Consider the following 23,736-nt stretch of genomic DNA (forward strand, 5'->3'; position numbering starts at 1 on the left):
CTGGCAGTCAGGTGACACTTAAGAGGAAATGCGGTTCATGTCAACAACTTCGGAAGTGTGCCCCGACGCCGGCCTACCCGCACTGCCCATCCCGCGGCCAGCGACCTGCCCGCTCGCGCCCCCGCCCGAGTTCCAGGAATGGCGAGACGGTCCCGGGCTACGACGGGCGATGTTCCAGGGAAACCCGGTGTGGGTGGTCAGCCGCTACCGGGACATCAGGGCGGCGCTTGTCGATCCTCGCCTGTCCGCGAAGACCATTCCGGACTCGATCATGCCGAAGGACGACGACAACAAGGTCCCGGTGATGTTCGCGCGGACCGACGATCCCGAGCATCACCGACTGCGGCGCATGATGACCAGCAACTTCACCTTCCGGCGTTGCGAGTCGATGCGGCCGCAGATCCAGGAATGGGTCGACCACTACCTCGGCCAGATGATTGAGCATGGCGCCCCGGCCGACCTGGTGCGCGAATTCGCCTTACCGGTCCCGTCGATGGTGATCGCGCTGCTGCTGGGAGTACCACCGGAAGATCTTGAACTCTTCCAGTTCAACACCACGAAGGGGCTCGACCAGAGGTCCACCGATGCGGAAAAGGGACAGGCCTTCGGCGCCATGTACGCCTACATCGAGGAGTTGGTGGAACGTAAGGCCCGCGAACCCGGCGACGACCTGATCAGCCGCCTGGTCACCGAATACGTGGCGACGGGTCAGCTCAACCGCGCCACCACGGCCATGACCGGCGTGATCATGATGCAGGCCGGCCACGAGACCACCGCCAACATGATCTCGCTGGGAACGGTTGCGCTGCTGGAACATCCCGATGTCTTCGAGCGCCTGGGCCACACCGAGGACCCTGCCGTCATCGCGAACGTCGTCGAAGAGCTCATGCGCTACCTGTCCATCGTGCACAGCCAGGTCGATCGGGTGGCGACCGAAGACCTGATGATCGGCGGTCAGCTGATTCGCGCCGGGGAGTATGTGATGATGAGCTTGCTCGCCGGGAACTGGGACGCGGAGTTCGTCGCCAATCCCGAATCCTTCGACGCCGACCGAAACACCCGCGGGCACTTGGGCTTCGGCTACGGCGTCCATCAGTGCATCGGAGCGAATCTCGCCCGCGTCGAAATGCAGGTCGCGTTCGCGACGCTGGCACGCCGACTGCCCGGCCTCGAACTGGCGGTGGCGCCGGAGCGGTTGAGCTTCAAAGACGCCAACATCTATGGCATGAAAGAACTTCCGGTGCGCTGGTGAGCGGCGAACTGCGGTTTGACGACCAGGTCGCCGTCATCACCGGCGCAGGTGGCGGTCTGGGCAGGCAATACGCCCTGCTGCTTGCCTCGCGGGGCGCGCGCGTCGTCGTCAACGATATCGGCGGCTCGGTGACCGGGCAGGGATCCGACGCCGCGGCGGCGGGCGCCGTGGTCGACGAGATCCGCAACCGGGGCGGCGCGGCCGTCGCCGACAACCACAGCGTCACCAATCCCGAAGGCGGTCAGGCGATCGTCGACACCGCCCTGAGCGCATGGGGACGAATCGACATCGTGATCAACAACGCCGGAATCGTGCGGGACGCGCCCTTCGAGGACATGACCGCCGACCGCTTCGAACCGCTATTGGATGTGCATCTGAAGGGCGCCTGCTACGTGACGAGGCCAGCGTGGAAAGCGATGTGCGAGCAAGGTTATGGCCGCATTCTCAACACCTGTTCGGCTGCCGGAATCTTGGGGGCCGCCGGTATGAGCAACTACGGCTCGGCGAAGGCCGGATTGATCGGCCTGACCCGAGTACTGGCCGCCGAAGCCGCCGGTCGCGACATCAAGGTCAACGCCATCGCCCCGATCGCCCACACGCGGATGCTGGTGCACTCCCTGGACGGTGCCGCGCAGCCCGACGGTCCCGCCGCGCAAGCGGTACTGGATGACCTGGTGGGTCCATACCTACGGCGACTGGATCCCGCGTCGGTGGCTCCCGTGGCGGCCTACCTGACCCACCGGGATTGTGCGGTGTCGGGAGAGATCTATACCGTTGGGGCAGGCCAAGTTTCACGGTTCTTCATCGGCAGGACCAAGGGTTTCTACCGCCCCGGATTGTCCATCGAGGACGTGCGCGACCATCTCGACGAGATCCGCGACGAAGCCGGCTACACCGTGCCGGGCGGAGCCGCCGACGAGATGAGCGAGCTCTTCGCGACCTTGACGGCCGGCTTCAGCAGCTGAACGCGGTGCCGACACCATCCGGTGGTGGCGCCGACTTCAGACAGCCGAACGGCTCGATGCCGGCGGGGCTGAATTTGACCGCCGACTGGTGCGCGTAGTTGACGCAGTACAGGCCCGCTTGGTCGGCGCGGCACCGGTAATCACCGAAGGACAGCGAATCTCCGTTCGCCAGTTCCGGTCCGTTGCCGTTGATGAATGGACCGGGATCGGCTCGCGCGGATCCGACTTGCAGGTTCATCCCGTCGAAGCCGATCCAACCGCCCTGCCATTGGCCATACGCCGTCGCGGGAGCCGGTGGCGGATTGGTCAGACTCACCAGGCAGGCCAGCGCACCACCGGTGTGTTTCGCATCGGTCATGCAGGAGACCTTGCCCGCCATCGCCGTCAGTGCGATGTCGTTGCCCAGCGGCGTGGTGACCCCGTCGCGGGTGGCCGCGTGGAAACGGCTCGGATCGGCGGCGTGACCGGCCTCGACCCAGGCGATGACGTCGGAGATCGCCGCACCCGCGGCCGGCGCGGCGGATGGGCCCGGTGAGGTGTTCCCCGGCGCCCCGGTGGATGACTTGTCGGTGCTTCCGGTGGGCCCCGAATGGCCGCCCGTGCCGTGTGTGCATCCGGCGACCAGTAATGCCGCGGCGATCATCGCAGCTATCCGCATTCAGTCAGGCTAACCGCCGCGCCGGGCAAATAAGGCGCTGTGCGCGCGTTACGGCCGTCATGTCGGTTACCGTCGGGTTATGCATCACCGCACTGTCCGCGCACGCACGGCCATCGGCACGGTCGAGGGCTTCACCCGCGACGGGGTCACTCGGTGGCGGTCGATCCCTTATGCCCGTCCACCCGTGGGAAGCCTGCGGTTTCGGGCGCCGCAGCCGGCCCAGCCGTGGTCGGGTGTCCGGCACTGCCACGGCTTCGGCAATTGCGCGCCCCAACAGCGCCGCTACACCCTGCTCGGCATGTCGCGGTTGGGCGGGCGCTATCAGCCGATGAGCGAGGACTGCCTCACCCTCAACGTCGTGGCCCCCGAGCGCGCTGCCGAGGGACCGCTGCCCGTCATGGTGTTCATCCACGGTGGCGGCTATTTCATGGGCAGCTCGGCGACACCGTTGTACGACGGGGCGGCCCTGGCACGCCGGGGATGCGTGTACGTATCCGTGAACTACCGGCTGGGCGCGCTGGGGTGCGTGGACTTTTCGTCGCTGTCGACGCCGGAGATCACCATCGACAGCAACCTGTATCTGCGCGACCTGGTGCTGGCGCTGCAGTGGATTCGCGACAACATCGCGGGCTTCGGCGGCGACCCGGACAACGTCACCATCTTCGGCGAGAGCGCGGGCGCGTGCATCACCGCCTCACTGCTGGCGGTGCCCGCCGCCGAGGGATTGTTCGCGCGGGCGATCTCGGAAAGCCCGGCCTCGGGCCTGGTGCGGTCGAAAGAGGTTGCGGCAGAGTTCGCGAATCGCTTCGCCAACCTGCTCGGGGTGCGCAGACAGGATGCCGCCGACGCACTGATGCAAGTATCCGCGGCCCAGCTGGTGGAAACCCAGCACCGATTGATCGACGAAGGCATGCAAGACAGGCTGGGCGCCTTTCCGATCGGCCCCGTCTTCGGTGACGACATCCTGCCGATGGACCCGGTCGAGGCGATGCGGCGGGGCGCGGCCCACAAGGTTCCTTTGATTGTGGGCACGAATGCCGAAGAGGGCCGATTGTTCACCCGGTTCCTGACGATGCTGCCGACCAACGAAACGATGGTCGAAGAGCTGCTGGCCGAGGCGGAACCCGCTATCCGCGAACGCATTACCGCTGCATATCCCGACTATCCCGGCCGGAATGCCTGCATCCAGCTCGGCGGTGACTTCGCCTTCGCCTCGGCGGCATGGCAGATCGCCGAGGCCCACAGCGGCCATGCCCCGACGTACCTCTACCGGTATGACTACGCCCCGCGCACGCTGCGCTGGTCCGGTTTCGGTGCCACCCACGCCACGGAGTTGCTCGCGGTCTTCGACGTCTACCGGACCAGGTTCGGCGCGTTGTTGACCGCGGCGGCGGACCAGCGGGCCGCGTTGCGGGTCAGCAACCAGGTGCAGCGCCGGTGGCGCGCGTTCAGCCGCACCGGGGTGCCGGGGGAGGGCTGGCCCCTCTACACCGCCGAAGACCGCGCCGTGATGGTGTTCGACCGCAAGTCCCGCGTCGAGTTCGATCCACACCCACATCGCCGAATGGCATGGGACGGCTTCTCATTGGCCCGGTGAACTGGCACCCTGACCCCATGCACGCCGAGACCGAGCAAGTCATCGAACGACCCAGTGATCTCACCGCCTCCTGGCTGGCCGCGGTCATCGGCACCGGACCGATCGCCGATTTCTCGGTGGAGCGCATCGGTACCGGCCAGATGAGCGAGTGCTATCGCGTCCGGCTCAGTTATGCCGAAAGATCCGCGGAGGGGCCCGAGTCGGTGGTGCTGAAGGTCGCGGCCACCGATCCGGTCAGCCGGCAGACCGGCCTGGCGCTTGGGCTCTACGAGCGGGAGGTGCGCTTCTACGGCGAGATCGCGCCTCGTCTGGGCGGACCCGTCGCGCCCTGCTATCACGCCGCGGTCGACACCTCGACAGGCGTGTTCGATCTGTTGCTGGCGGACGCCGGCCCGGCGGTCGTGGGCGACGAAATCGCCGGCGCCACAGTGGAACAGGCCCACCTCGGGGCCGTCGAACTGGGTCGGCTGCACGGGCCGCTGCTCGGCGACGTCTCGCTGGCCGACGCGCCGTGGCTCAACCGCGCGGCTCCGCTGAACCAGGCCATGATCACCCCGTTGTATGCGGGTTTCGTCGACCGCTACGGCGACCAGATCGCGCCGGAGCACCGCGTGGTGTGCGAGCGCCTGATTGCCGCGTTCGACGGCTACCTGGCCTTGGAAAAGGAGGGCGCGGCGGAGGCGTCCGGGCGCGGGCGCGTCCAGGGCCTGGTGCACGGCGACTACCGCCTGGACAACATGCTGTTCGGCACCGACGGCGCCGACCGCGCACTGACGGTGGTCGACTGGCAGACCGTGTCCTGGGGCCCGGCCCTGACCGACCTCGCCTACTTCCTCGGTTGCGCGCTGCCCACCGAGGACCGCCGACAGCACTACGACACGCTGCTGCGGGCCTACCACGAGGCGCTCGGTCCGCGGGCGCCACTCAGCCTGGCCGACGTCGCCGACGGTGTACGGCGGCAGAGCTTCTTCGGGGTGATGATGGCGATCGTCTCGTCGATGCTGGTCGAGCGCACCGACCGCGGCGACCAGATGTTCATGACGATGCTGCGCCGGCACTGCGACCACGTCCTCGACATCGATGCGCTGTCGACGCTGCCCGAAGCGGTAGCGCCCGAGCCGTTGCGGCCGTCGGCCGCGGACGAACTCGCCCACGATCCCACCGCCGAACCGCTGTGGAGTGAGAGCTGGTACGCCGATTTCGCCGATGCGGCACAGGGATTGGGCGGCTGGTTCCGGCTCGGCAGGGTGGCCAACGAGCACACCGCGTGGGTGCACGTGCTGTTGTGCGGACCCGACATGCCCACCGTCGCCGTCGACGCGCAAGTGCCGCTGCCGTCGGACCCATGGACCCTGCGCACCGACGACCTCGAGCTCGGCCACTCCGCCGACGTGCCCCTGCAGAGCTACCGCGTCGACGTGCGGGCGCGGGCCCAGTCCTATGCGGATCCGTCGGCGTTGTTGCGGGGCGAGCCCGGAACCCCGGCCGAGCTGACCATGAGCCTGGTCTGGGCCACCGACGGCACGCCGTACAAGTACGGCCTGACCACGCGTTACGAAATCCCGTGCACCGTCTCGGGTGGCGTCACGATCGACGACCGCCACTACCGCGTGGAATCCGTTGCGGGCCAACGTGATCACTCGTGGGGGGTGCGCGATTGGTGGGGCATGGATTGGCTGTGGAGCGCGCTGCACCTGGACGACGGCACCCACCTGCACGGCGTGAATATCCGGATCCCCGGGGCGCCCGCGTTCAGCATCGGCTACACCCAGGGTGCCGACGGCAAGGTCACCGAATTGCAGACCGTCGACTCACGGGAGTCGTTCGCCGACAACGGATTACCGCTGGACGCGACACTGGCGCTGGAGCCGGGGCAGATCACCGCGACCGTGGACGTGCGCGGTCAGGCCCCGGTCCGGCTCGTCGCGACGGACGGGCGGGCCAGCCAGTTTCCGCGCGTCTGGGCGACGATCAGCACCGCCGACGGGCGTAGCGGTGTCGGCTGGCTGGAGTGGAACCGCAACCTCGGCGAGCAGACTTAAGTGAGCGAACCGGCTCCCGTTGTGGTGATGGGCGTTTCCGGATCGGGCAAATCGACGGTGGGCGCGGCGCTCGCGCGGCGCCTGCGGGTCCCGTTCGTCGACGCGGACACCCTGCATCCGCCGGCCAACATCGCCAAGATGACGGCCGGCGAACCGCTCGACGACGACGACCGCTATCCCTGGTTGGAGCGGGTCGGCGACTGGTTGGCCGCCCACCGCGACGGCGGCGTGGCCAGTTGTTCAGCGCTGAAAAGGGCATATCGCGACCAGCTGCGCGCGCACTGCCCAGGGGTAACGTTCCTGCACCTTTCCGGTTCGGCGGAACTGATCGGCGGCCGGCTGGCCGCCCGCACCGCCCACTTCATGCCGGCCGCGCTACTGCGCTCCCAACTGGACACCCTGGAACCCCTCGGTCCCGACGAGGCCGGCATGATCCTCGACATCGGCCCCGACGTCGACGCGATCGTGGATATCGTGGTGAAGCGTCGCGACTAGCTGGGGCGGAGCCGTCCGTGTAGCATTATGCTACAGCTTGTCGCAAAATGTTGCATTGGAGGACGTCATGGCCGGGGCCGTCGATCGTGTGACGCGGGTTGCGTCCGACCTGATGGACAGCGCGGCGGCCGAGGGTGCCCGCCAAAGCCGCTCGGCAAAGCAGCAACTCGACCACTGGGCGCGGGTCGGGCGAGCGGTGTCCAGCCAGCACACCGCGTCGCGGCGACGGGTCGAAGCCGCACTCGCCGGCCACCTGGCGACCAGCGAACTCACGGTCGAGGAGGGCGTGGTGTTCAACGCCGAGGTCTCCGCGGCCATCGAAGAAAGCCTGGGGCGCGCCGACTACGGGGCGACGCTTGCCGGGCAGGGGGTGACCACCGTGGCCCTCAACGACGACGGCGAGATCGTCGAGCACCGCCCGGACGGCGCCGCGGTGGTGCTCGTGGCCGGGCGCTGACCCGGCGTTCGTCGGCGGTCCGGCGGTCCGATGGATCGACTTGATCTGGTGGTCGGGCCGAACGGCGCCGGTAAGTCCACGTTCATCGCGTTCACCCTGGCCCCACTGTTGCCCGGAAGCCTCGTGGTCAACGCCGACGAGATCGCGAGGCAACGCTGGCCGAACGATCCGGCGTCGCACGCCTACGAGGCCGCGCGCATCGCCGCGGACACCCGGACAAAGCTGATCGAACTGGGCCGGTCCTTCATCGCCGAAACGGTGTTTTCCCATCCGTCCAAGCTGGACCTCATCCACGAAGCCCGCGGCGCGGGCTTCACCGTCGCGCTGCATGTGCTGCTCATCCCGGAAGGCCTTGCAGTGGAACGCGTCCGGCACCGCGTGGCGGCGGGCGGACACGACGTGCCGGAAGCCAAGATTCGGCAGCGCCATCGCCGGCTGTGGATACCGGTCGCCGAGGCCATCGCCCTGTCCGACCTCGCCACGGTCTACGACAACAGCAGACTTCGCGGCCCGCGTATCGTGGCGCGACTCAACGGCGGCCTTACTGCCGGCGCGCCCCAATGGCCCACGTGGGCGCCGGAGAATCTGCGGGCGCGCTGGCCCGACTAACCGGCCTGCCCGCTCCGGTGGCTACCAGGACAGCTTGCGGCGGCCGGTGTCTACCTGACTGCCGACCCGCTCGCGAGCGCTGTCGGCCAGGTCGGTGCCGCGCTGACGGGCGGTTTCGGCTAACTCCTCGCCGCGCGCTCGCGCCGTGCCGGCCAGCTTCTCGCTGCGCTTGCGGGCCTTCTTGGCCAGTTTCTCGCTGCGTTTGCGGGCCTTCTTGGCCAGCGGCGCGGCGCGGTCGGCGGCGTCATCGGCGAGGTCTTCGCCGCGCTTACGCGCCTTCTCCGCCAGATATGCGGCGCGGTCGGCGGCCTCGTCGGCCCATTGCTCCCCGCGCTTGCGGGCCTTCTTCGCCAACGGCCTGCCGCGTTCCGCCGCGGTGCTGGCCAGTTCTCGGCCGCGTTCGAGTGCGGCTTCGGCGTAGGGCGCGCCGCGTTCCGCCGCGGTGCTGGCCAGTTCACGGCCGCGTTCGAGTGCGGCTTCGGCGTAGGGCGCGCCGCGCTCTGCGGCGGTGCTGGCCAGTTCGCGGCCCCGTTCGGCGCCGACCTGCAAGCCGTGGGCGATCCGATCACCCAGCTCGGAGAAATCGGCGTCGTCGGAACCGGGCCACGCCGACGACACCCGCTCCGAGAGCCGTTCGGCCGCTCGCCGGCCACGCCAGCCGAGCGAGGGCTTGCCAGCGGTGTCGGCGGAGGCGATCAACAGTCCCCCCACCAGGCTGAGGTCGGTGAGGAACTGCTGGCGTTTCTGGGCTTTGGCCACCGGGTCACTTTCGTTCCAGAACGAATGCGTCCCGAGGTTGGCGGGCAACACCGTCACCGCGAGCGCCGCCGACGCGATGCGGGGGAGTTTGCCGGTGGCAAGCAGCAGGCCGCCGCCGATCTGAACGGCCGCGGTGATCTGCGCGACCGTCTCCGGGTCGCTGGGGATGCTGCTGCTCACCGAATCCGGCAGCGCCTGAAGGCCGTCCACTGCCGGCGCGGCGGCCTCCGCCGCCGATTTGGGATTGAGCAGCGAATTGACTCCTTGCCCGATGAATGCCACTGATAACAGGGGTCGCGCGATTCTCCTGAGCACCATGGCCCGTGTATTACCCGGCTGTCTGTCGAGCAAACCGCGGCGGCAATATCCCCAGCTAGACCCGCATCGACATCACGGTGCACACCGATAGGGTGGAGCGCGTGCGAGCGTTGATCATCGTCGACGTGCAAAACGATTTCTGCGAGGGCGGCTCGGTGCCGACGGCCCGCGGCGCCGAGTTGGCGCCGGCGATCAACACCTATCTTTCCGGTGACCCGGGCTACCACTACGTCGTGGCGACCCAGGACTTCCACATCGACCCGGGTGATCATTTCTCCGAACACCCGGACTATTCATCCTCCTGGCCCGTGCACTGCGTCGCCGGAAGCGCGGGCGCGGATCTTCGCCCGGACCTCGACATCCGCCACCTCGACGCAGTCTTTCGCAAGGGCGCTCACGCCGCTGCCTACAGCGGTTTCGAGGGCGTCGACGAGCACGGGACGACACTGCTGAGGTGGTTGCGGCGGCGGGGGGTCGACGAGGTCGACGTCGTCGGCATCGCCACCGACTTCTGCGTGCGACGGACCGCCGAGGACGCGGCGGCGGCAGGCCTGACCACCAGGGTGCTGCTGGACCTGACCGCGGCCGCCGCCGCGGACTCGGCTGCCGAGGCGCTGGCAGAAATGCGCTCCGCCGGCATCGAGCTGGTTGGGGGACCCTAATGGTGGTGCCGCTGGATCGGCAAGGTCTGCTCGCCGCCGTGGAGCGTTCGCCGCAGGCGGCCGCCGCGCACGATCGCGCCGGGTGGGTGGGACTGTTCACCGGTGACGGCCGGATCGAGGACCCGGTGGGCTCGCGACCGCATGTGGGGCACGAGCAGATCGGGCGCTTCTACGACACCTTCATCGGTCCGCGTGACATCAAGTTCCATCGCGATCTCGACATCGTCGTGGGCACGACGGTGCTGCGCGACCTCGAGCTCGAGGTGGCGATGGGTTCGGCCGTGACGATGTACATTCCCGCCTTCCTGCGCTACGACCTCCGAGAAGCCAACGGCGAGTGGAAGATTGGCGAATTGCGCGCCTACTGGGAGCTTCCCGCCATGATGTTGCAGTTCCTGCGCACGGGTTCGGGTGCCCTGCGGCCCGCCCTGAACCTGTCCAAGGGGCTGTTGAGCAATCAAGGCTGGCGTGGCACCGCGGGTTTCGCGGCCGGATTCCGGCGGGTGGGAGCGCGCCACCAGCGGCTGCTGACGACGTTCCTCGACGCAGTCGCGCGGAAAGACAGCTTCTCCGCGGCGCGAGTGCTGTCCTCGGATGCCGCAATAACTTTGGGCGATCGTGACCCGCTCGAGCTGGCCGAACTGATGGAGCAACTGGACGGGGTCGGCGCAACCAAGATGAACAGCGCCGGCCCCACCGTGGCCGTCTCACTCAACTCGGGTCACGGGCGCGCCATCGTGTTCGCCGACATGGCTTGGCGCGGCAACGCCATCAACCGGATCAGGTATTTTCCCGCCTGATCCACCGGTTTCAGGCTTGTCGCACGACCACCATCAACGCCAGCGATGCCGCGGACAGGCACAGGTACGCGCCCGGAAACGCGATGTTGTACAGGACGTGCGCCCTCAGGTGGGTCGCCACCGCCCCGACGAAAAATGCAACGAGGCCCGCGGCGGCCGCCACGCCCAACTGCCACGGACCCACGAGGCCGACAACGATGCCGGCGGCTCCGGCCAACTTCGCCGCGCCAAGCGCCGGTAACCACGACCGCGGCACCCCGACCTCGGCAGAGTTCGCGAGCACGAATCGCGCCGGAACGAAGTCGGCGATGGCGATCGCGGCGGTGATCGCGGCGGTGATCAGCGTGATCACGACAAGTGCGGTGTTCATCTGGGCCAATCCTTTGTCGCGCAGCAAATTCCGCACCGGCGGGTCGGGTGCGCACGCTGCGCGCCACGGCGCACAATCGGTAAGGTCATGGTGCTTGTCTCCTTTGCCACAGGAAGTCCGTTGGACGCGGTCACCTTCTTGACGGCTTTCGCGCGGAAAAGGTGACCCATGAGCGCAACAAGGGATTTGGCGGATCTGGCGGCGCGTTTCGACGCCGACCGACGACATCTGAGGTCGGTCGCGTTCCAGCTGCTGGGCTCGGTGGCCGACGCCGAGGACGCCGTGCAGTCGGCGTGGCTCAAGGCTAGTCGTGCCGACTTCGACGCCGTGGAGAATCTCACGGGCTGGTTCACGACGATCACCGCGCGCGAGGCGTTCGACCACCTTCGGGTGCGCAAGCGTCGCGCCGAACAACCCCTCGCCGGGCCCGACGAACTGGACCGGCTGGCCCAGACGGCGTCGGCGCCGGCCGACGAGGACGCGCTGCTGACGGAGTCGGTGAGCAGCGCGCTGCTCGTCGTGCTCGACCGGCTGTCCCCGGCGCAGCGTGTCGCCTTCGTGCTGCACGACGTTTTCGCGATGCCGTTCGAACAGATCGCCGCGGTGATGCATCGGTCACCGGACGCAGCCAAGAAGCTGGCCAGCAGGGCGCGCGGCCGGGTGCACGCGCGGCCGGCCGCCCCTGCGCGCCGCACGGCCCACCACCTCGAGGTGGTGGAGGCGTTCCTGGCGGCCTCCCGCGGCGGTGATATCGCCGGCCTGCTCGAACTGCTGGCTCCCGAGGTGGTGCGCACGGTTGATCCGGCCCTCGTCCCGGCCGACGTGCCAACGACGTTGCGCGGTGCCCCCGAGGTCGCCAACGAGACTCGCCGGTTCGCGCAGCGGGCGCGCGCTGGTGCTGTCATGCTCATCGACGGGGCACCGGGCATCGTGCTCGCGGCCCACGGGCACGCGCAGGTCCTGCTGGTGATCGGCATCGGCGCCGACGGTCGCATCCACACGATCGACATCACCGGCAATGCCGAGCGGATCCGTCGGACCGCGCTGACGCTGCCCCGGTGGCCGATCCACGAACGTCACGATCTGATCGGGTAATAAGGACGTCAGACACAGCCGGCCGGGAAGCCGGGCGCGGGGCAAGACCGGGAGAGTCATGCTCGATAGGCCGTTCGGACGGCGCAACCTGCTGCGGGGCGCCGGCGCGCTTTCTGCCGCCGCGCTGGCACCGTGGCCGGCCGGGTGCGCCCCCGAAGACGACGCCCTCACCTTCTTCTTCGCGGCCAACCCGGACGAGCGCGACGCCAGGATGCGCATCGTCGACGAATTCACGCGCCGTCATCCCGATATCAAGGTTCGGGCGGTGCAATCCGGTCCCGGCGTCATGCAACAGCTTTCAACGTTTTGCGTCGGCGGCAGATGCCCCGACGTGCTCATGGCGTGGGAACTGACCTACGCCGAACTCGCCGACCGCGGTGTGCTGCTGGACATGAACACGCTGTTGGCGCGGGACAAGGCGTTCGCCGACCAGCTCAAGGCGGACAGCATCCCGGCGCTGTACGAAACCTTCACATTCAACGAAAAGCAGTACGCGCTGCCCGAACAGTGGTCGGGCAACTACATGTTCTACAACAAGCGGCTCTTCGCCGAGGCCGGGGTGCCGGCGCCGCCCAAGACGTGGGAGCAGCCTTGGGATTTCACCGAATTCCTGGACACGGCGCGCGCCCTGACCAAGCGTGACGCCGCCGGGCGGGCGTCGCAATACGGTTTCGTCAACACCTGGGGTTCTTACTATTCAGCCGGCCTTTTCGCGATGAACAACGGCGTCGCCTGGTCCAGCCCGCGGCTCAATCCGCCCCACCTCAACTTCGACGACGCGGCGTTTCAAGAAGCGGTGCAGTTCTACGCCGATCTGGCTAACACATACCGGGTTGCGCCCAACGCGTCTGAGACGCAGTCGATGTCGACACCCAATCTTTTCGCGGTCGGACGGGCGGCGATCGCGCTCGGCGGGCATTGGCGCTACCAGACCTACATCCGGGCCGAGGATCTGGATTTCGATGTCGCGCCGTTGCCGGTAGGCCCGGCGCTGGGAAAGGGTCACGCCGCGTGTTCCGATATCGGCGCCACCGGACTGGCCATCTCGGCGAGCAGCCCCCGCAAAGAGCAGGCGTGGGAATTCGTGAAGTTCGCGACCGGTCCCGTCGGGCAAGCGTTGATCGGTGAATCCCTTTTGTTTGTTCCCGTGCTGCGCTCAGCGCTGCAGTCGGACGGATTCGCCGAGGCTCATCGACGGCTCGGCAATCTCGGTGTGCTCACCGAAGGGCCGGCGTTTTCACAGGGCCTGCCGATCACACCGGCGTGGGAGAAGGTCAATGCCTTGATGGACCGCAACTTCGGGCCCGTCCTGCGCGGCAACCGGCCGGCCACGTCGTTGAGCGGATTGTCCCGCTCCGTAGACGAAGTGCTGCGCAGCCCATGACCTCGACGGGCGCACCTGGCGCGACAGCTCCGGCCGGCCGGGCGAAAACGACGCATAAGGACCCGAGCCCGTGGCGCCGGCACGCGTGGGCGGGCCGGTTGTTGGTGGCACCCAACATGGCGGCGGTCGCCGTGTTCATGCTCTTTCCGCTGGGTTTCTCGCTGTACATGAGCTTGCAGCAGTGGGATGTGTTCACCCCACCGAAATTCGTGGGCCTGAAGAACTTCGGAGAGCTGTTCACCTCCGATCCTCTCTTCGTGATCGCGATCCGCAACACGGTGATCTTCACCCTCGGAACGGTCGGGCCGACGGTCCTCATCAGCCTGGCCGTCGCCGGGGTGCTCAACCAGAAGGTCAGGGGCATCGGCGTCTTCCGCACGATCGTCTTCCTGCCGCTGGCTATTTCATCGGTCGTGATGGCGGTGGTGTGGCAGTTCGTTTTCAATACCGACAACGGCTTGCTCAACATCATGCTCGGCTGGGTCGGGCTTGGTCCGGTCCCGTGGTTGGTGGATCCCCATTGGGCCATGGCCTCACTGTGCATCGTCAGCGTCTGGCGCAGCGTGCCCTTCGCCACCGTCGTCTTGCTGGCGGCGATGCAAGGCGTTCCGGGAACGGTCTACGAGGCGGCCAAGATCGACGGCGCCGGCGAGATAAGGCAATTCGTCTCCATTACCGTCCCGTTGATCCGGGGGTCGATCTCGTTCGTGATCATCATCTCGGTGATCCACGCCTTCCAGGCGTTTGACATGGTCTATGTCCTCAACGGACCCAGCGGCGGGCCGGAATCGGCGACCTACGTCCTGGGCATCATGCTGTTCCAGCACGCGTTCTCCTTCCTCGAATTCGGATACGCCTCCGCGCTGGCGTGGGTGATGTTCGCCGTCTTGCTGGTGCTGACCGTGGTGCAGCTGCGCGTCAGCCATCGACGATCTTTGGAGACTTCGCGTGGGCTTAAGTGAGGGTGTCATCAGGCGCACCGTGGTGCGCGGCGGCATCGTGTATGGCGCGTTGCTCGCCGTCGCCTGGTGCGCGCTGTTCCCGATCGCGTGGGCGGTGTCGGGCTCGCTGAAAACCGAAGGCGAGGTCAGCGAGCCCACGCTGTTGCCGGCTCACCCGCGGTGGTCCAACTACACCGAGGTGTTCACGCTGATGCCGTTCGGACGAATGTTTTTCAACACCGTGCTGTACGCGGGCTGCGTCACCGCGGGACACGTCTTCTTTTGCTCGCTGGCCGGATATGCCTTCGCGCGGCTGGATTTCCGTGGCCGCGACGCGCTGTTCGTCGTGTATCTCGGCACGTTGATGGTGCCCCTGACGGTCACCGTGATCCCGCAGTTTCTGGTGATGCGAACCCTGGGCTGGGTCGATACGCCGTGGGCCATGATCGTGCCGGGTTTCTTCGGCAGCGCATTCGGCACGTACCTGATGCGGCAGTTCTTTCGCACCCTGCCCACCGATCTGGAGGAGGCGGCGATACTCGACGGTTGTTCGCCATGGCAGGTCTACTGGCGGGTCCTGCTGCCCCACGCGCGCCCGGCGGTGATGGTGCTCGCCGTGCTCACGTGGGTCAACGTCTGGAACGACTTCCTGTGGCCGCTGCTGATGATTCAGCGCGACAGCCTGGCCACCCTGACCCTGGGCCTGGTCCGGATGAAGGGCGAGTATGTTGCCCGGTGGCCGGTCCTGATGGCAACCTCGATGCTCATCATGCTGCCCCTGGTCGCCATCTACGCGGTGGCGCAACGCTCCTTCGTCCGGGGAATCGCCGTCACCGGGATGGGCGGCTAGCCATGGCCTCGGTGACATTCGAGCAAGCGACCCGGCGCTACCCGGGAGCGGACCGGCCCGCCCTGGACAACCTCGACCTCGTCGTCGACGACGGCGAATTCGTCGTCCTGGTAGGGCCGTCCGGGTGCGGCAAGACGACGTCGCTGCGAATGGTGGCCGGGCTGGAAGCCGTGGACTCCGGGCATATCCGGATCGGCGGGCGAGACGTCACCAACGTCGATCCCAAGGATCGCGACGTTGCGATGGTTTTTCAGAACTATGCCCTCTACCCACACATGACGGTGGCCCAGAACATGGGCTTTGCCATGAAGATCGCTAAGACGCCGAAGGGCGAGATTCGTCAGCGGGTGCTGGACGCGGCGAAATTGCTTGACCTGCAACCCTATCTGGATCGCAAGCCGAAGGACCTGTCCGGCGGCCAACGCCAGCGAGTGGCGATGGGCCGCGCGATCGTCCGCCGGCCCCGGGTGTTCCTGATGGACGAACCGCTGTCCAACCTCGACGCCAAACTCCGGGTGCAGACCCGTAACCAGATCGCCGCATTGCAACGGCGGTTGGGCACTACCACCGTCTACGTCACCCACGACCAGGTCGAGGCCATGACCATGGGCGATCGTGTAGCCGTCCTGCGCGACGGCGTGCTGCAGCAGTTCGCACCACCCCGCGAGCTCTACCGAAACCCGGACAACGTCTTCGTGGCGGGTTTCATCGGATCGCCGGCAATGAACCTGTTCACCCTTCCCATCGTGGATTCCACTGTGGCGTTGGGCGATTGGCCCATAACCCTGCCCCGGGACATCGCCAGCGCCGCAGGCGAGGTCGTGGTCGGGGTTCGTCCCGAACATTTCGAGCTGGGTGGTCTCGGCGTCGAGATGGAGGTCGACGTGGTGGAGGAACTGGGGGCGGATGCCTACCTGTATGGGCGAATCACCGGGTCCGGCAAGGTAATCGATGCGCCTATCGTCGCGCGGGTCGACGGACGCAACCCACCACAGAAGGGCAGCAGGGTGCGTCTGCACCCGGAGCCCGGGCACCTGCACTTCTTCGGTGTGGATGGCCGCCGAATCCGTTGATCCACTGGGTTGGGTCGAGGTACCTACCCGCGGGAGCAGCGGAGTGCATGAACGCGACGCTGGACGCGCGCGACGTCGTCGGGGGAGGGCAGCTGGTTGGTGATGCGGGTGATCTCCACGCCGATGTCGATGGAGCTTATGGGCCAGAGCCGGCGCGCGATGAGATCCCTTGCGATGGTGGTGATGTCGTCACCGCAGACCCGTCGGCGCGTCAACGCCACCAATGGCACATGCCGGGCGGCCGGCATGCCCGAGGGATAGCCGGCCCGCACGAAAGCCACGATGCTCGTCACCCAATGGGACAGGTCCATGTGTCCACCTCGCTAACCGCCGCAAGTTGCGCGTGAGCGGCAGTGCTTGCTTGTAGCAACGTACCATCGGCAATGTCATCAGCTGAGTAACGCCACACAGTTAAACGCATTTTTTATGGCCGGGGAAATTGGCGCATCGAGAGTGACTTCGGTGACGATTCGCCGAACGTGGCGCGCCGTAACGGTCTTTGGCCGCAAGGCTTTCTAGTATTGCCGCGTGGTGGATCGCTATGGAACCGATGTCCTCGCCGCGGGACGACGTAAGCCTCGCTCGACCGAGCATCCTGCCGAACCGGGCCTGGTGGTCGAGGACGTGGCGACGGGATACGTCGGCGCGGTGGTGCGGGTCGAATACGGGCGAGTGGACCTCGAAGACCGGCGTGGTCACGTGCGTGGGTTCCCTTTGGGCCCTGGGTATTTGCTTGAGGGGCGGCCCGTCATCCTCACCGAGCCGCGCCGGCCGGGACCGACCGCCGCGGGCAGGACCGCTTCGGGTTCGGTCGCCGTGTCCGGTGTCCGCGCGCGCGTCGCCCGGGCCAGCCGCATCTACGTTGAAGGTCGCCACGACGCCGAGCTCATCGCGCAGGTGTGGGGTGAGGACTTGCGAATCGAAGGCGTCGTCGTCGAGCAACTCGGTGGCGTCGACGACCTGGAGGAGATCGTCGCCGAGTTCGCCCCGGGGCCGGGGCGCCGGCTGGGGGTACTCGTCGATCACCTTGTCGCGGGTTCCAAGGAGGCGCGCATCGCCGATGCGGTGCGGCGGGGCCCGGGCGGCACCGACACCCTGGTCGTCGGTCATCCCTACGTCGATATCTGGCAGGCCGTGAAACCGCAGCGGCTGGGTCTGGACGCCTGGCCCACTGTGCCGCGGCAGGTGGAGTGGAAGCACGGCGTGTGCCAGGCGCTCGGTCTGCCGCACAACGGTCAGGCGGACATCGCCAGGGCCTGGCGGCACATCCGTTCGCGGGTGCGCGACTGGAACGATCTCGAGCCGGCACTGATCAGCCGGGTCGAAGAACTCATCGACTTCGTCACGGCGCCGGTCGCCTGATACCGCGGCCGGCGGACCAGGGCTGAAGCCCGTCGGGTTAGTTAGGCTACGCTGGCCGATGTCCCGACCGGCGGGACGGAAACAGGGCGTATGCAGGGCATATTCGGCGTATTCATCGGCACATTCCTCATCGGTCTTCGTGAAGGCCTAGAGGCGTCGCTCATCGTGAGCATCGTCGCTGCCTTCCTCAAGCGGAACGGCTCGACGGTCCGGCCGATGTTTGCCGGTGTCGCCGTGGCGGTGCTGCTGAGCGTCGGCGTGGGCGTCGGCCTCGACCTGTTCGCCGCCAGCCTGCCGCAGGCCCAGCAAGAGATGATGGAAACCGTCATCAACGCCATCGCGGTGGTGTTCGTGACGTCGATGATCATCTGGATGAACGGCAACGCCGCGCAGCTCAAGGGGGAACTCGAGCGCGAGGCCCGTCAGGCGGTCAACCGCGGTGGCGCGTTCGCCCTGGCTGCGATGGCGTTCCTTGCCGTCCTCAAGGAGGGCTTCGAGACGTCGGTGTTCTTGCTGGCCGCCGCCGAGACGTCGCATGGCAATCGGTGGTTCGCCGTGCTGGGCGGCGCCGTGGGCATCCTGACCTCGGTCGGGCTCGGCGTGGGCCTGTATTACGGCGGCTTGCGGATCAACCTCGGCCGATTCTTCCGGGTCACCGGGGTGTTTCTGGTGCTGATCGCCGCCGGGCTGGTGCTCGGCGCGCTGCGCACCGCGCACGAGGCCGGTTGGGTGAGCATCGGCCAGCAACAGGTGCTAGACCTGTCCGGCTTGATACCCAGCAATTCGGTGCTGGGTGCGGCGACGACCGGGGTGTTCGGCATCCCCGCCGACCCACGGCTCATCGAGGTGCTGGGCTGGCTGCTGTATGCCGTGCCCGTTCTGGTCGTTTTCCTCTGGCCCACCCGGCTCGCGGCCGCGCCGCGAGCCCGCGCCCGGCTGTTGGCGGCGACGTCGGCGGTGCTACTCGTGGTCGGGGCGGTGCTGGTGATCATGACGCCGGCCGCCGCCTCGCCGCCGACGCCGGGGGCGCGCACCGTCACCGACCGCTCCGGCCACGCCGCCGCGGTGTCGATAGTCACGGGACCGCACGGCCGCGAGCTGAGCGTCGTCCCCCAGGGCACCTCGACCGTCCACAACATCGTGCTCGTCCCGGCAGACGACCAGACGGTGGACGGCGTGCCGGTACAGGTATGGCAGGTTTCCGAGGCCGCCGGGGCCGACGGTGCGCCGGAAGTCACGCTGGATCAGTTGCTGACCATGACGGGGGGCCGGCTGCCGGTCGGCCTCGCGGCGGGACGCACCCCGGGGCCGTTTCAGGGTCAGTGGTCGACGACCACGGTCTATACCGTGTTCGCGCGAGGCGATTCCGTGGTCAGTGCGCACGCGACGAGCAACCGCACGGCGCTGTTGACCGGCGGAGGGTTGACGGGCGCCAAAACCGTCAGCCTTGGCGGGCTGGCGACCGACTGGTCCACGTCCGCTGCCGAAGACCACTCGACACTCGCCGAGATCGTGGCCAGCGAGCGTCGTCACGGCGAGCGGCAGCTCTGGAATGTGTGGCTTCCACTGGTATTGGCGGGTTTTGCGTTGGCTTGCGCACTGGCGGCGGTAGCCTCGCTGCGCGCGGACCGCCGGCAAGATTATGAGAGGAAATCGGTTGATGGTGAGTCGCATCGCCTGGGCAGCGTCCCGGTCTCGTGAATACTGGTTGACTGCAACGGCTCTTGTTGCGGTGGCGGTGTTGCCGGTGACCGCATGCAGCCACTTGGGCGACAACTCGAGTCATGCCCAGCCGGCGAAGCCGGGGGCTACCAACGCGGTCAAGGTCACGATGGCGAACAACGGTGGTCAGGACGGCTGCACGCTGGACACTACCAGCGTGCCCGCCGGGCCGGTGACCTTCACCGTCGCCAACACGAACGCACCCGGAATCAACGAGGTCGAATTGCTCAGGGACCAGCGCATTGTGGGCGAGAAGGAGAACCTTGCACCCGGCCTGGACCCGGTGTCGTTCACGGTCTCGCTGGACGGCGGCGCCTACCAGCTGTACTGCCCGGGGGCGAGCACCGAATACCAGACCCTGACGGTGTCGGGCAAAGCGCCGGCGACGCCGACGGGCACCGTGGCCAGCGTCCTCGGGCAGGGCACCAAGGATTACGCGGCCTACATCGTCAACCAGATCGGCCAGCTCAACGACGGCGTGAAGGCGCTCGATGCCGCCGTGCAGTCGGGCAACGTCGACGCGGCGAAGGCGGCCTACGCCAAGGCCCGGTTGTTCTGGGAGCGTTCGGAATCCACGGTGGAGGGTTTCGTGCTGCCGGGCTTCGCGGTCGGCGACAACGCCGGCAACCTGGATTATCTGATCGACATGCGTGAGTCGACGCCGGTCGACGCCAAGGTTGGCTGGAAAGGCTTTCACGCCGTCGAGCGCGATCTGTGGCAGGGCGGCGCTATCACGCCCGGAACGAAGGCGCTCAGCACCGAATTGGTCGGCAACGTCGGCAAATTGAACGGCATTGTGGCGAGCCTGCAGTACAAACCCGAAGACCTGGCCAACGGTGCCAGCGACCTGATCGAAGAGATCCAGAACACCAAGATCACCGGAGAGGAAGAGGCCTTCAGTCACATTGACTTGGTGGACTTCTCGGGCAACGTCGAAGGCGCCCAGCAGGCGTACGCCTCGTTACGGCCGGGCCTGGAGAAGATCGACGCCAACCTGGTTCACCAGATCGATCAGCAGTTCCAGACCGTGCTCGCCACCTTGGACGGGTATCGCGACCCAGCCGCGCTCGGCGGCTACAAGACCTATACCCCGGCGCTGAAGGCCAGCGACGCTCCCAAGTTGACCGCGGTGATCCAGCCGCTGCACCAGAGCCTGTCCACCGTCGCCCAAAAAGTCGTCACGGCAGGCTGATCATGACCGACGACATCACCAAACCCTCCGACGGCGACCCGAAAGACGCTGGGGCACCGGCGGACTCCACAGCGGTGTCGCGCCGGCGCGCGCTGGGCGGTGCCATGCTGGCCGGCCTCGGCGGCGCCGCCATCGGTGCCATCGGCGGCGGGTTCGCCGGTCACGCCATGGCCGCGGAACAACGTGGCGACGACGACGACACCGTCGATCTGCGCCGCAGTTACCCCTTCTACGGGCAGCCCCACCAGGGCGGAATCGAAACGCCCCCACAGCGTTACGCCATGTTCATGTCGTTCTCGCTGGCCGGCGGAGCGGGCCGGACCGAGCTGCAGACGCTCTTGGCGCGCTGGTCGGCCGCCGCCGCGATCCTGCAGCAGGGTAAGCCGGTCGGGACGGTGCAACCCCAGGTCGAGGTGCAGCCTCCCGCCGACACCGGGGAGGCGTACGGGTTGAGCCCCGCCAGCCTCACCGTCACGATCGGGCTGGGCCCGTCGCTGTTCGGCGATCGCTTCGGGCTGGCGGCCCGGCGACCGGCCGTATTCACCGACCTGCCGCCGCTGAATGGGGACAATTTGGATCCGCGTTTGCATGGTGGCGACCTGTCCGTGCAGGCGTGCGCCGACGATCCCCAGGTGTGCTACCACGCGGTGCGCAACCTGGCCCGCCTCGGCCGCAACATCGTCTCGCCGTTCTGGGCGGTGCTCGGGTTCGGCCGGGCCTCCGCCGGCCCGGGCCAGCACACGCCACGAAACCTGTTGGGATTCAAGGACGGAACCCGCAATATCGCCACCGATGCGGAGTACGAAAAGTATGTCTGGGTCACCAACGGCGACCAGCCCTGGATGAACGGGGGGACTTACCAAGTCGTCCGCAAGATCCGGATGTTGATGGAGACGTGGGATGTCGACCGGATCGGCAATCAGCAAAAGATCTTCGGGCGTACCAAAGAGGAAGGGGCGCCGCTGAGCGGCAAGCACGAATTCGATACGCCGGACTTCGCGGCCAAAGGCGCCGACGGCGACCCGCTCATCGATCCGAAGTCGCACGTCGGCCTTGCCGCCCGGGAAAACAATGACGGCATCATGATCCGCCGACGGTCGTATAACTACACCGACGGCCTGGACGCCAACGGCCAACTCAACGCCGGTCTGCTTTTCGTCTCGTATCAAAAAGATCCCCAAGATTTTATTCGTCTGCAGAACCGCCTGGGCGCCCACGACCTGCTCAACGAATACATCCGGCACATCGGATCAGCTATCTTCGCGGTGCCGCCGGCGCCCGCTGAAGGCCACTACATCGCTCAGAGCCTGTTCAGCTGAGCAAATCTCGTCGCCGGGCAGCGGTCCGGCTGGGGCGCCGCGTTTCGCGCCCGTGAAGTCTTGTGTCGGACCGGTGAATCAAGCGCACCCGCCGTCACGCATCGCCGCCCGGCGCGCACTAACTCCGTGAACCCGCACAATCAGCGAGAAACGGAGAAGTCACATGACCGACGCGCTCGTCATCGACGCCGAAGGCCTGGACCGGCTGTCGTGTAACGCCAAGAGCCAGCCCGAAACGGGCAGGAAGACGCTCAAAGCGAAGACCGTGTGCCACACGGGCTTCCGCAACCTGACCTACGTCCGGGATCTGGCGCCGATGCTGGTGGGCGAGCCGCCCGCGCTGCTGGGCGACGACTCGGCGCCCAATCCCTCAGAGACCGCGTTGGCTGCGCTGGGTTCGTGCGTCTCGGTGGGTCTGCTGGCCAACGCGACGCATCGCGGCGTGACGCTGACCAAGATCGAGGTCGAGATGCAGGGCGACATCGACATTTCCGCGGTGTGGGGCGTCGGGGACACCCCGGAGGGCAAGTACCTGGGGTTCAGCGCCGTTCGCTGCACGGTGAGCCTGGCCGGCGACGCCGACGAAGCCACGCTCAAGGAGATCCACGACAACGCCATCGCCTGGTCGCCGGTGGTGAACACGTTTCGCAACCCGGTGACCGTCGACTCCACTCTGGTCACCGAATGAGCACCGTAGCGCAAAACCGAACCGGAGCACGAAGACCGACCAACACGAAGGCGGCGAGATGACGACGACCACGGACGCAGTGGCCGGCCAGGTGGAGGTCGAACTGCTGGAGGACATTCGGGGTCACGCCGCGGCGTTGGACCGCGGCGAGGGCCACTCCCGTCGCAGCTTCGCCGCCCTGGGAAAGGCGGGCCTACTGGGCATTGGCGCCCCGGGCAACGTCGACGGCCGGCTCCCAGTGATGGCCGAGGTGATCCGATCGATTTCCGGAGCCTGCATGAGCACGGGGTTCTCGTTGTGGGCGCATCGCATGACGGTCGAGTATCTGCTCACCGCCGCAACCGGATTCAGCAGCGCAGCGGTCGAGCCGCTCCTAGCGGGAGCGGTGCCGGGCGTCACCGGCATGGCCGCGGCGTTCAAGGAGGCGGCGGGCTGCGGCAGCGTGGAGTTGACGGCCACATCCGTGCCCGGCGGTTACCGGGTGTCCGGTCCGATCAGGTGGGCCAGCAACCTGTATCCCGACTCCACGATGGTGACCGCTGTGCGCACCGATACCGGCGAGAAGCTGATCGTCGCGCTGCCGCTGAACACGCCCGGGGTGAACGTGGGTGAGCATTTCGATCTGCTGGCCATGGCAAGCACCGCCTCGTCCTACCTGAACCTGGATGACGCGCACGTTCCTGCCGGGCAGGTGCTGTCGCGCGACTTCGAGGGCTTCCTGCAGTCGGTGCGCCCGACATTCCTTGTCCTGCAGTCGGCGATGTGCCTGGGACTGGCCCGGACGGCCCTGGACCAGGCTCGCGAGGGGCTCGGCGGCGTCAACGCCGTGTTCGCCGACGACGTCGACCGGGTCGCGGACCGGCTGGTTGCCGCCGAGGCCACACTGGTGAACCTGGCCGCGGCCGTCGGAGGAGCCGAGCCGCCGACCAAGGAGGCGTTGCTGTCGCTGCGCCTCACCGCCGCCGAGTTGTCAAGCGCCAGCGCCGACTTGGAGGTGCGGACCGCAGGCGGAAAAGGGTATGCGAGCCGAACACCGGCAAGCCGGCGCTATCGAGAGGCGGCGTTCATCCCCGTCCAGTCGCCGTCCGAAGGGCAGCTGCGCTGGGAACTGGCCAGATGCGTCTGA

The 23,736-nt window shown here is 67.4% G+C and carries 22 protein-coding genes and 2 pseudogenes; 20 read left to right on the top strand and 4 right to left on the bottom strand.

Annotated elements, in window-relative coordinates; genetic code table 11:
• Nucleotides 1-37 precede the first annotated feature (37 nt).
• Complete coding sequence (locus tag AC5Y4T_RS05475) at nt 38-1,252, top strand: cytochrome P450 (protein ID WP_499916181.1); 1,215 nt, start codon at nt 38-40, stop codon at nt 1,250-1,252.
• On the top strand, nt 1,249-2,217 hold the full coding sequence (locus AC5Y4T_RS05480) for an SDR family NAD(P)-dependent oxidoreductase (protein ID WP_499916183.1): 969 nt from the start codon (nt 1,249-1,251) through the stop codon (nt 2,215-2,217). The genes AC5Y4T_RS05475 and AC5Y4T_RS05480 overlap by 4 nt, the downstream gene beginning before the upstream one ends.
• Here AC5Y4T_RS05480 and AC5Y4T_RS05485 read toward each other — a convergent pair.
• On the bottom strand, nt 2,207-2,875 hold the full coding sequence (locus AC5Y4T_RS05485; RefSeq protein ID WP_499916185.1) for a hypothetical protein: 669 nt from the start codon (nt 2,873-2,875) through the stop codon (nt 2,207-2,209). The two genes, AC5Y4T_RS05480 and AC5Y4T_RS05485, sit on opposite strands and share 11 nt — an antisense overlap.
• 79 nt (nt 2,876-2,954) lie before the next feature.
• Here AC5Y4T_RS05485 and AC5Y4T_RS05490 point away from each other — a divergent pair, with 79 nt between their 5' ends.
• The 5 genes from AC5Y4T_RS05490 to AC5Y4T_RS05510 all read left to right on the top strand — a co-directional run bounded on the left by AC5Y4T_RS05490 (nt 2,955) and on the right by AC5Y4T_RS05510 (nt 8,075).
• The gene (locus AC5Y4T_RS05490) at nt 2,955-4,472 is read left to right on the top strand and encodes a carboxylesterase/lipase family protein (RefSeq protein WP_499916187.1); all 1,518 of its coding nucleotides are present in this window, start codon (nt 2,955-2,957) and stop codon (nt 4,470-4,472) included.
• Between the two features lie 17 nt (nt 4,473-4,489).
• The gene (locus tag AC5Y4T_RS05495) at nt 4,490-6,514 is read left to right on the top strand and encodes a DUF7064 domain-containing protein (protein ID WP_499952382.1); all 2,025 of its coding nucleotides are present in this window, start codon (nt 4,490-4,492) and stop codon (nt 6,512-6,514) included.
• Nucleotides 6,515-7,009: a gluconokinase gene (locus AC5Y4T_RS05500; RefSeq protein ID WP_499916190.1), complete on the top strand. Its 495-nt coding sequence runs from the start codon at nt 6,515-6,517 to the stop codon at nt 7,007-7,009. It abuts the gene before it with no gap.
• A 67-nt stretch (nt 7,010-7,076) separates the two neighbouring features.
• Complete coding sequence (locus AC5Y4T_RS05505; RefSeq protein WP_499916767.1) at nt 7,077-7,466, top strand: TA system antitoxin ParD family protein; 390 nt, start codon at nt 7,077-7,079, stop codon at nt 7,464-7,466.
• A gap of 30 nt (nt 7,467-7,496) precedes the next feature.
• Nucleotides 7,497-8,075: an ATPase gene (locus AC5Y4T_RS05510; RefSeq protein ID WP_499916192.1), complete on the top strand. Its 579-nt coding sequence runs from the start codon at nt 7,497-7,499 to the stop codon at nt 8,073-8,075.
• A gap of 21 nt (nt 8,076-8,096) precedes the next feature.
• Here the strand turns inward: AC5Y4T_RS05510 and AC5Y4T_RS05515 are convergent, their stop codons facing one another.
• Complete coding sequence (locus AC5Y4T_RS05515) at nt 8,097-9,152, bottom strand: DoxX family protein (RefSeq protein ID WP_499916194.1); 1,056 nt, start codon at nt 9,150-9,152, stop codon at nt 8,097-8,099.
• A gap of 101 nt (nt 9,153-9,253) precedes the next feature.
• On the opposite strand from AC5Y4T_RS05515, the gene pncA reads away from it, so the two are divergent.
• A complete protein-coding gene (gene pncA / locus AC5Y4T_RS05520) occupies nt 9,254-9,814 on the top strand; it encodes a pyrazinamidase PncA (protein ID WP_499916196.1) in 561 nt (186 codons plus the stop codon).
• The gene (locus AC5Y4T_RS05525; RefSeq protein WP_499916197.1) at nt 9,814-10,614 is read left to right on the top strand and encodes a ketosteroid isomerase family protein; all 801 of its coding nucleotides are present in this window, start codon (nt 9,814-9,816) and stop codon (nt 10,612-10,614) included. The genes pncA and AC5Y4T_RS05525 overlap by 1 nt, the downstream gene beginning before the upstream one ends.
• Before the next feature lie 10 nt (nt 10,615-10,624).
• On the opposite strand, the gene AC5Y4T_RS05530 is transcribed toward AC5Y4T_RS05525, so the two are convergent.
• Nucleotides 10,625-10,984 carry a DoxX family protein gene (locus AC5Y4T_RS05530; RefSeq protein ID WP_499916198.1) on the bottom strand — a complete coding sequence of 120 codons (360 nt, stop codon included), beginning with the start codon at nt 10,982-10,984 and terminating at the stop codon, nt 10,625-10,627.
• Nucleotides 10,985-11,152: 168 nt separating this feature from the next.
• Here AC5Y4T_RS05530 and AC5Y4T_RS05535 point away from each other — a divergent pair.
• The 5 genes and pseudogenes from AC5Y4T_RS05535 to AC5Y4T_RS05555 form a co-directional block, all read left to right on the top strand.
• Nucleotides 11,153-12,076 (top strand): annotated as a pseudogene (locus AC5Y4T_RS05535) (sigma-70 family RNA polymerase sigma factor); the annotation flags it as partial.
• Between the two features lie 61 nt (nt 12,077-12,137).
• Nucleotides 12,138-13,463, top strand: coding sequence for an ABC transporter substrate-binding protein (locus tag AC5Y4T_RS05540; RefSeq protein ID WP_499916200.1), 1,326 nt, complete (start codon nt 12,138-12,140; stop codon nt 13,461-13,463).
• A 54-nt stretch (nt 13,464-13,517) separates the two neighbouring features.
• Nucleotides 13,518-14,425 (top strand): annotated as a pseudogene (locus AC5Y4T_RS05545) (carbohydrate ABC transporter permease).
• A 7-nt stretch (nt 14,426-14,432) separates the two neighbouring features.
• Complete coding sequence (locus tag AC5Y4T_RS05550; RefSeq protein ID WP_499916769.1) at nt 14,433-15,254, top strand: carbohydrate ABC transporter permease; 822 nt, start codon at nt 14,433-14,435, stop codon at nt 15,252-15,254.
• Nucleotides 15,255-15,256: 2 nt separating this feature from the next.
• Entirely contained in the window at nt 15,257-16,327 is a 1,071-nt protein-coding gene (locus AC5Y4T_RS05555) for an ABC transporter ATP-binding protein (RefSeq protein WP_499952383.1), read from the top strand.
• 23 nt (nt 16,328-16,350) lie between these two features.
• On the opposite strand, the gene AC5Y4T_RS05560 is transcribed toward AC5Y4T_RS05555, so the two are convergent.
• Nucleotides 16,351-16,638: a DUF3349 domain-containing protein gene (locus AC5Y4T_RS05560; protein ID WP_499916205.1), complete on the bottom strand. Its 288-nt coding sequence runs from the start codon at nt 16,636-16,638 to the stop codon at nt 16,351-16,353.
• 217 nt (nt 16,639-16,855) lie between these two features.
• Here AC5Y4T_RS05560 and AC5Y4T_RS05565 point away from each other — a divergent pair, with 217 nt between their 5' ends.
• The 6 genes from AC5Y4T_RS05565 to AC5Y4T_RS05590 all read left to right on the top strand — a co-directional run bounded on the left by AC5Y4T_RS05565 (nt 16,856) and on the right by AC5Y4T_RS05590 (nt 23,736).
• Nucleotides 16,856-17,689, top strand: coding sequence for a DUF3097 domain-containing protein (locus tag AC5Y4T_RS05565; RefSeq protein WP_499916207.1), 834 nt, complete (start codon nt 16,856-16,858; stop codon nt 17,687-17,689).
• A gap of 90 nt (nt 17,690-17,779) precedes the next feature.
• Nucleotides 17,780-19,390, top strand: a complete 1,611-nt coding sequence (gene efeU, locus AC5Y4T_RS05570; RefSeq protein ID WP_499952384.1) for an iron uptake transporter permease EfeU — start codon at nt 17,780-17,782, stop codon at nt 19,388-19,390.
• Between the two features lie 37 nt (nt 19,391-19,427).
• Complete coding sequence (gene efeO, locus AC5Y4T_RS05575; RefSeq protein ID WP_499916771.1) at nt 19,428-20,603, top strand: iron uptake system protein EfeO; 1,176 nt, start codon at nt 19,428-19,430, stop codon at nt 20,601-20,603.
• Between the two features lie 2 nt (nt 20,604-20,605).
• The gene (gene efeB, locus AC5Y4T_RS05580; protein ID WP_499916210.1) at nt 20,606-21,922 is read left to right on the top strand and encodes an iron uptake transporter deferrochelatase/peroxidase subunit; all 1,317 of its coding nucleotides are present in this window, start codon (nt 20,606-20,608) and stop codon (nt 21,920-21,922) included.
• Nucleotides 21,923-22,085: 163 nt separating this feature from the next.
• Nucleotides 22,086-22,610, top strand: a complete 525-nt coding sequence (locus tag AC5Y4T_RS05585) for an OsmC family protein (protein ID WP_499916212.1) — start codon at nt 22,086-22,088, stop codon at nt 22,608-22,610.
• Between the two features lie 58 nt (nt 22,611-22,668).
• Nucleotides 22,669-23,736 carry an acyl-CoA dehydrogenase family protein gene (locus tag AC5Y4T_RS05590; protein ID WP_499916214.1) on the top strand — a complete coding sequence of 356 codons (1,068 nt, stop codon included), beginning with the start codon at nt 22,669-22,671 and terminating at the stop codon, nt 23,734-23,736.

The sequence above is a fragment of the Mycobacterium sp. NGS11 genome (genome assembly GCF_059813315.1).

Bases quoted from the DNA above. Each gene is read 5' to 3' on its own strand.
- AC5Y4T_RS05495 (WP_499952382.1), top strand. From the start codon at position 4,490: ATGCACGCCGAGACCGAGCAAGTCATCGAACGACCCAGTGATCTCACC.
- AC5Y4T_RS05540 (WP_499916200.1), top strand. From the start codon at position 12,138: ATGCTCGATAGGCCGTTCGGACGGCGCAACCTGCTGCGGGGCGCCGGC.
- AC5Y4T_RS05555 (WP_499952383.1), top strand. From the start codon at position 15,257: ATGGCCTCGGTGACATTCGAGCAAGCGACCCGGCGCTACCCGGGAGCG.
- AC5Y4T_RS05560 (WP_499916205.1), bottom strand. From the start codon at position 16,638: ATGGACCTGTCCCATTGGGTGACGAGCATCGTGGCTTTCGTGCGGGCC.
- AC5Y4T_RS05490 (WP_499916187.1), top strand. From the start codon at position 2,955: ATGCATCACCGCACTGTCCGCGCACGCACGGCCATCGGCACGGTCGAG.
- AC5Y4T_RS05515 (WP_499916194.1), bottom strand. From the start codon at position 9,152: ATGGTGCTCAGGAGAATCGCGCGACCCCTGTTATCAGTGGCATTCATC.
- AC5Y4T_RS05485 (WP_499916185.1), bottom strand. From the start codon at position 2,875: ATGCGGATAGCTGCGATGATCGCCGCGGCATTACTGGTCGCCGGATGC.
- AC5Y4T_RS05530 (WP_499916198.1), bottom strand. From the start codon at position 10,984: ATGAACACCGCACTTGTCGTGATCACGCTGATCACCGCCGCGATCACC.
- AC5Y4T_RS05585 (WP_499916212.1), top strand. From the start codon at position 22,086: ATGACCGACGCGCTCGTCATCGACGCCGAAGGCCTGGACCGGCTGTCG.
- AC5Y4T_RS05510 (WP_499916192.1), top strand. From the start codon at position 7,497: ATGGATCGACTTGATCTGGTGGTCGGGCCGAACGGCGCCGGTAAGTCC.
- AC5Y4T_RS05525 (WP_499916197.1), top strand. From the start codon at position 9,814: ATGGTGGTGCCGCTGGATCGGCAAGGTCTGCTCGCCGCCGTGGAGCGT.
- AC5Y4T_RS05590 (WP_499916214.1), top strand. From the start codon at position 22,669: ATGACGACGACCACGGACGCAGTGGCCGGCCAGGTGGAGGTCGAACTG.
- efeB (WP_499916210.1), top strand. From the start codon at position 20,606: ATGACCGACGACATCACCAAACCCTCCGACGGCGACCCGAAAGACGCT.
- AC5Y4T_RS05505 (WP_499916767.1), top strand. From the start codon at position 7,077: ATGGCCGGGGCCGTCGATCGTGTGACGCGGGTTGCGTCCGACCTGATG.
- efeU (WP_499952384.1), top strand. From the start codon at position 17,780: ATGCAGGGCATATTCGGCGTATTCATCGGCACATTCCTCATCGGTCTT.
- AC5Y4T_RS05475 (WP_499916181.1), top strand. From the start codon at position 38: ATGTCAACAACTTCGGAAGTGTGCCCCGACGCCGGCCTACCCGCACTG.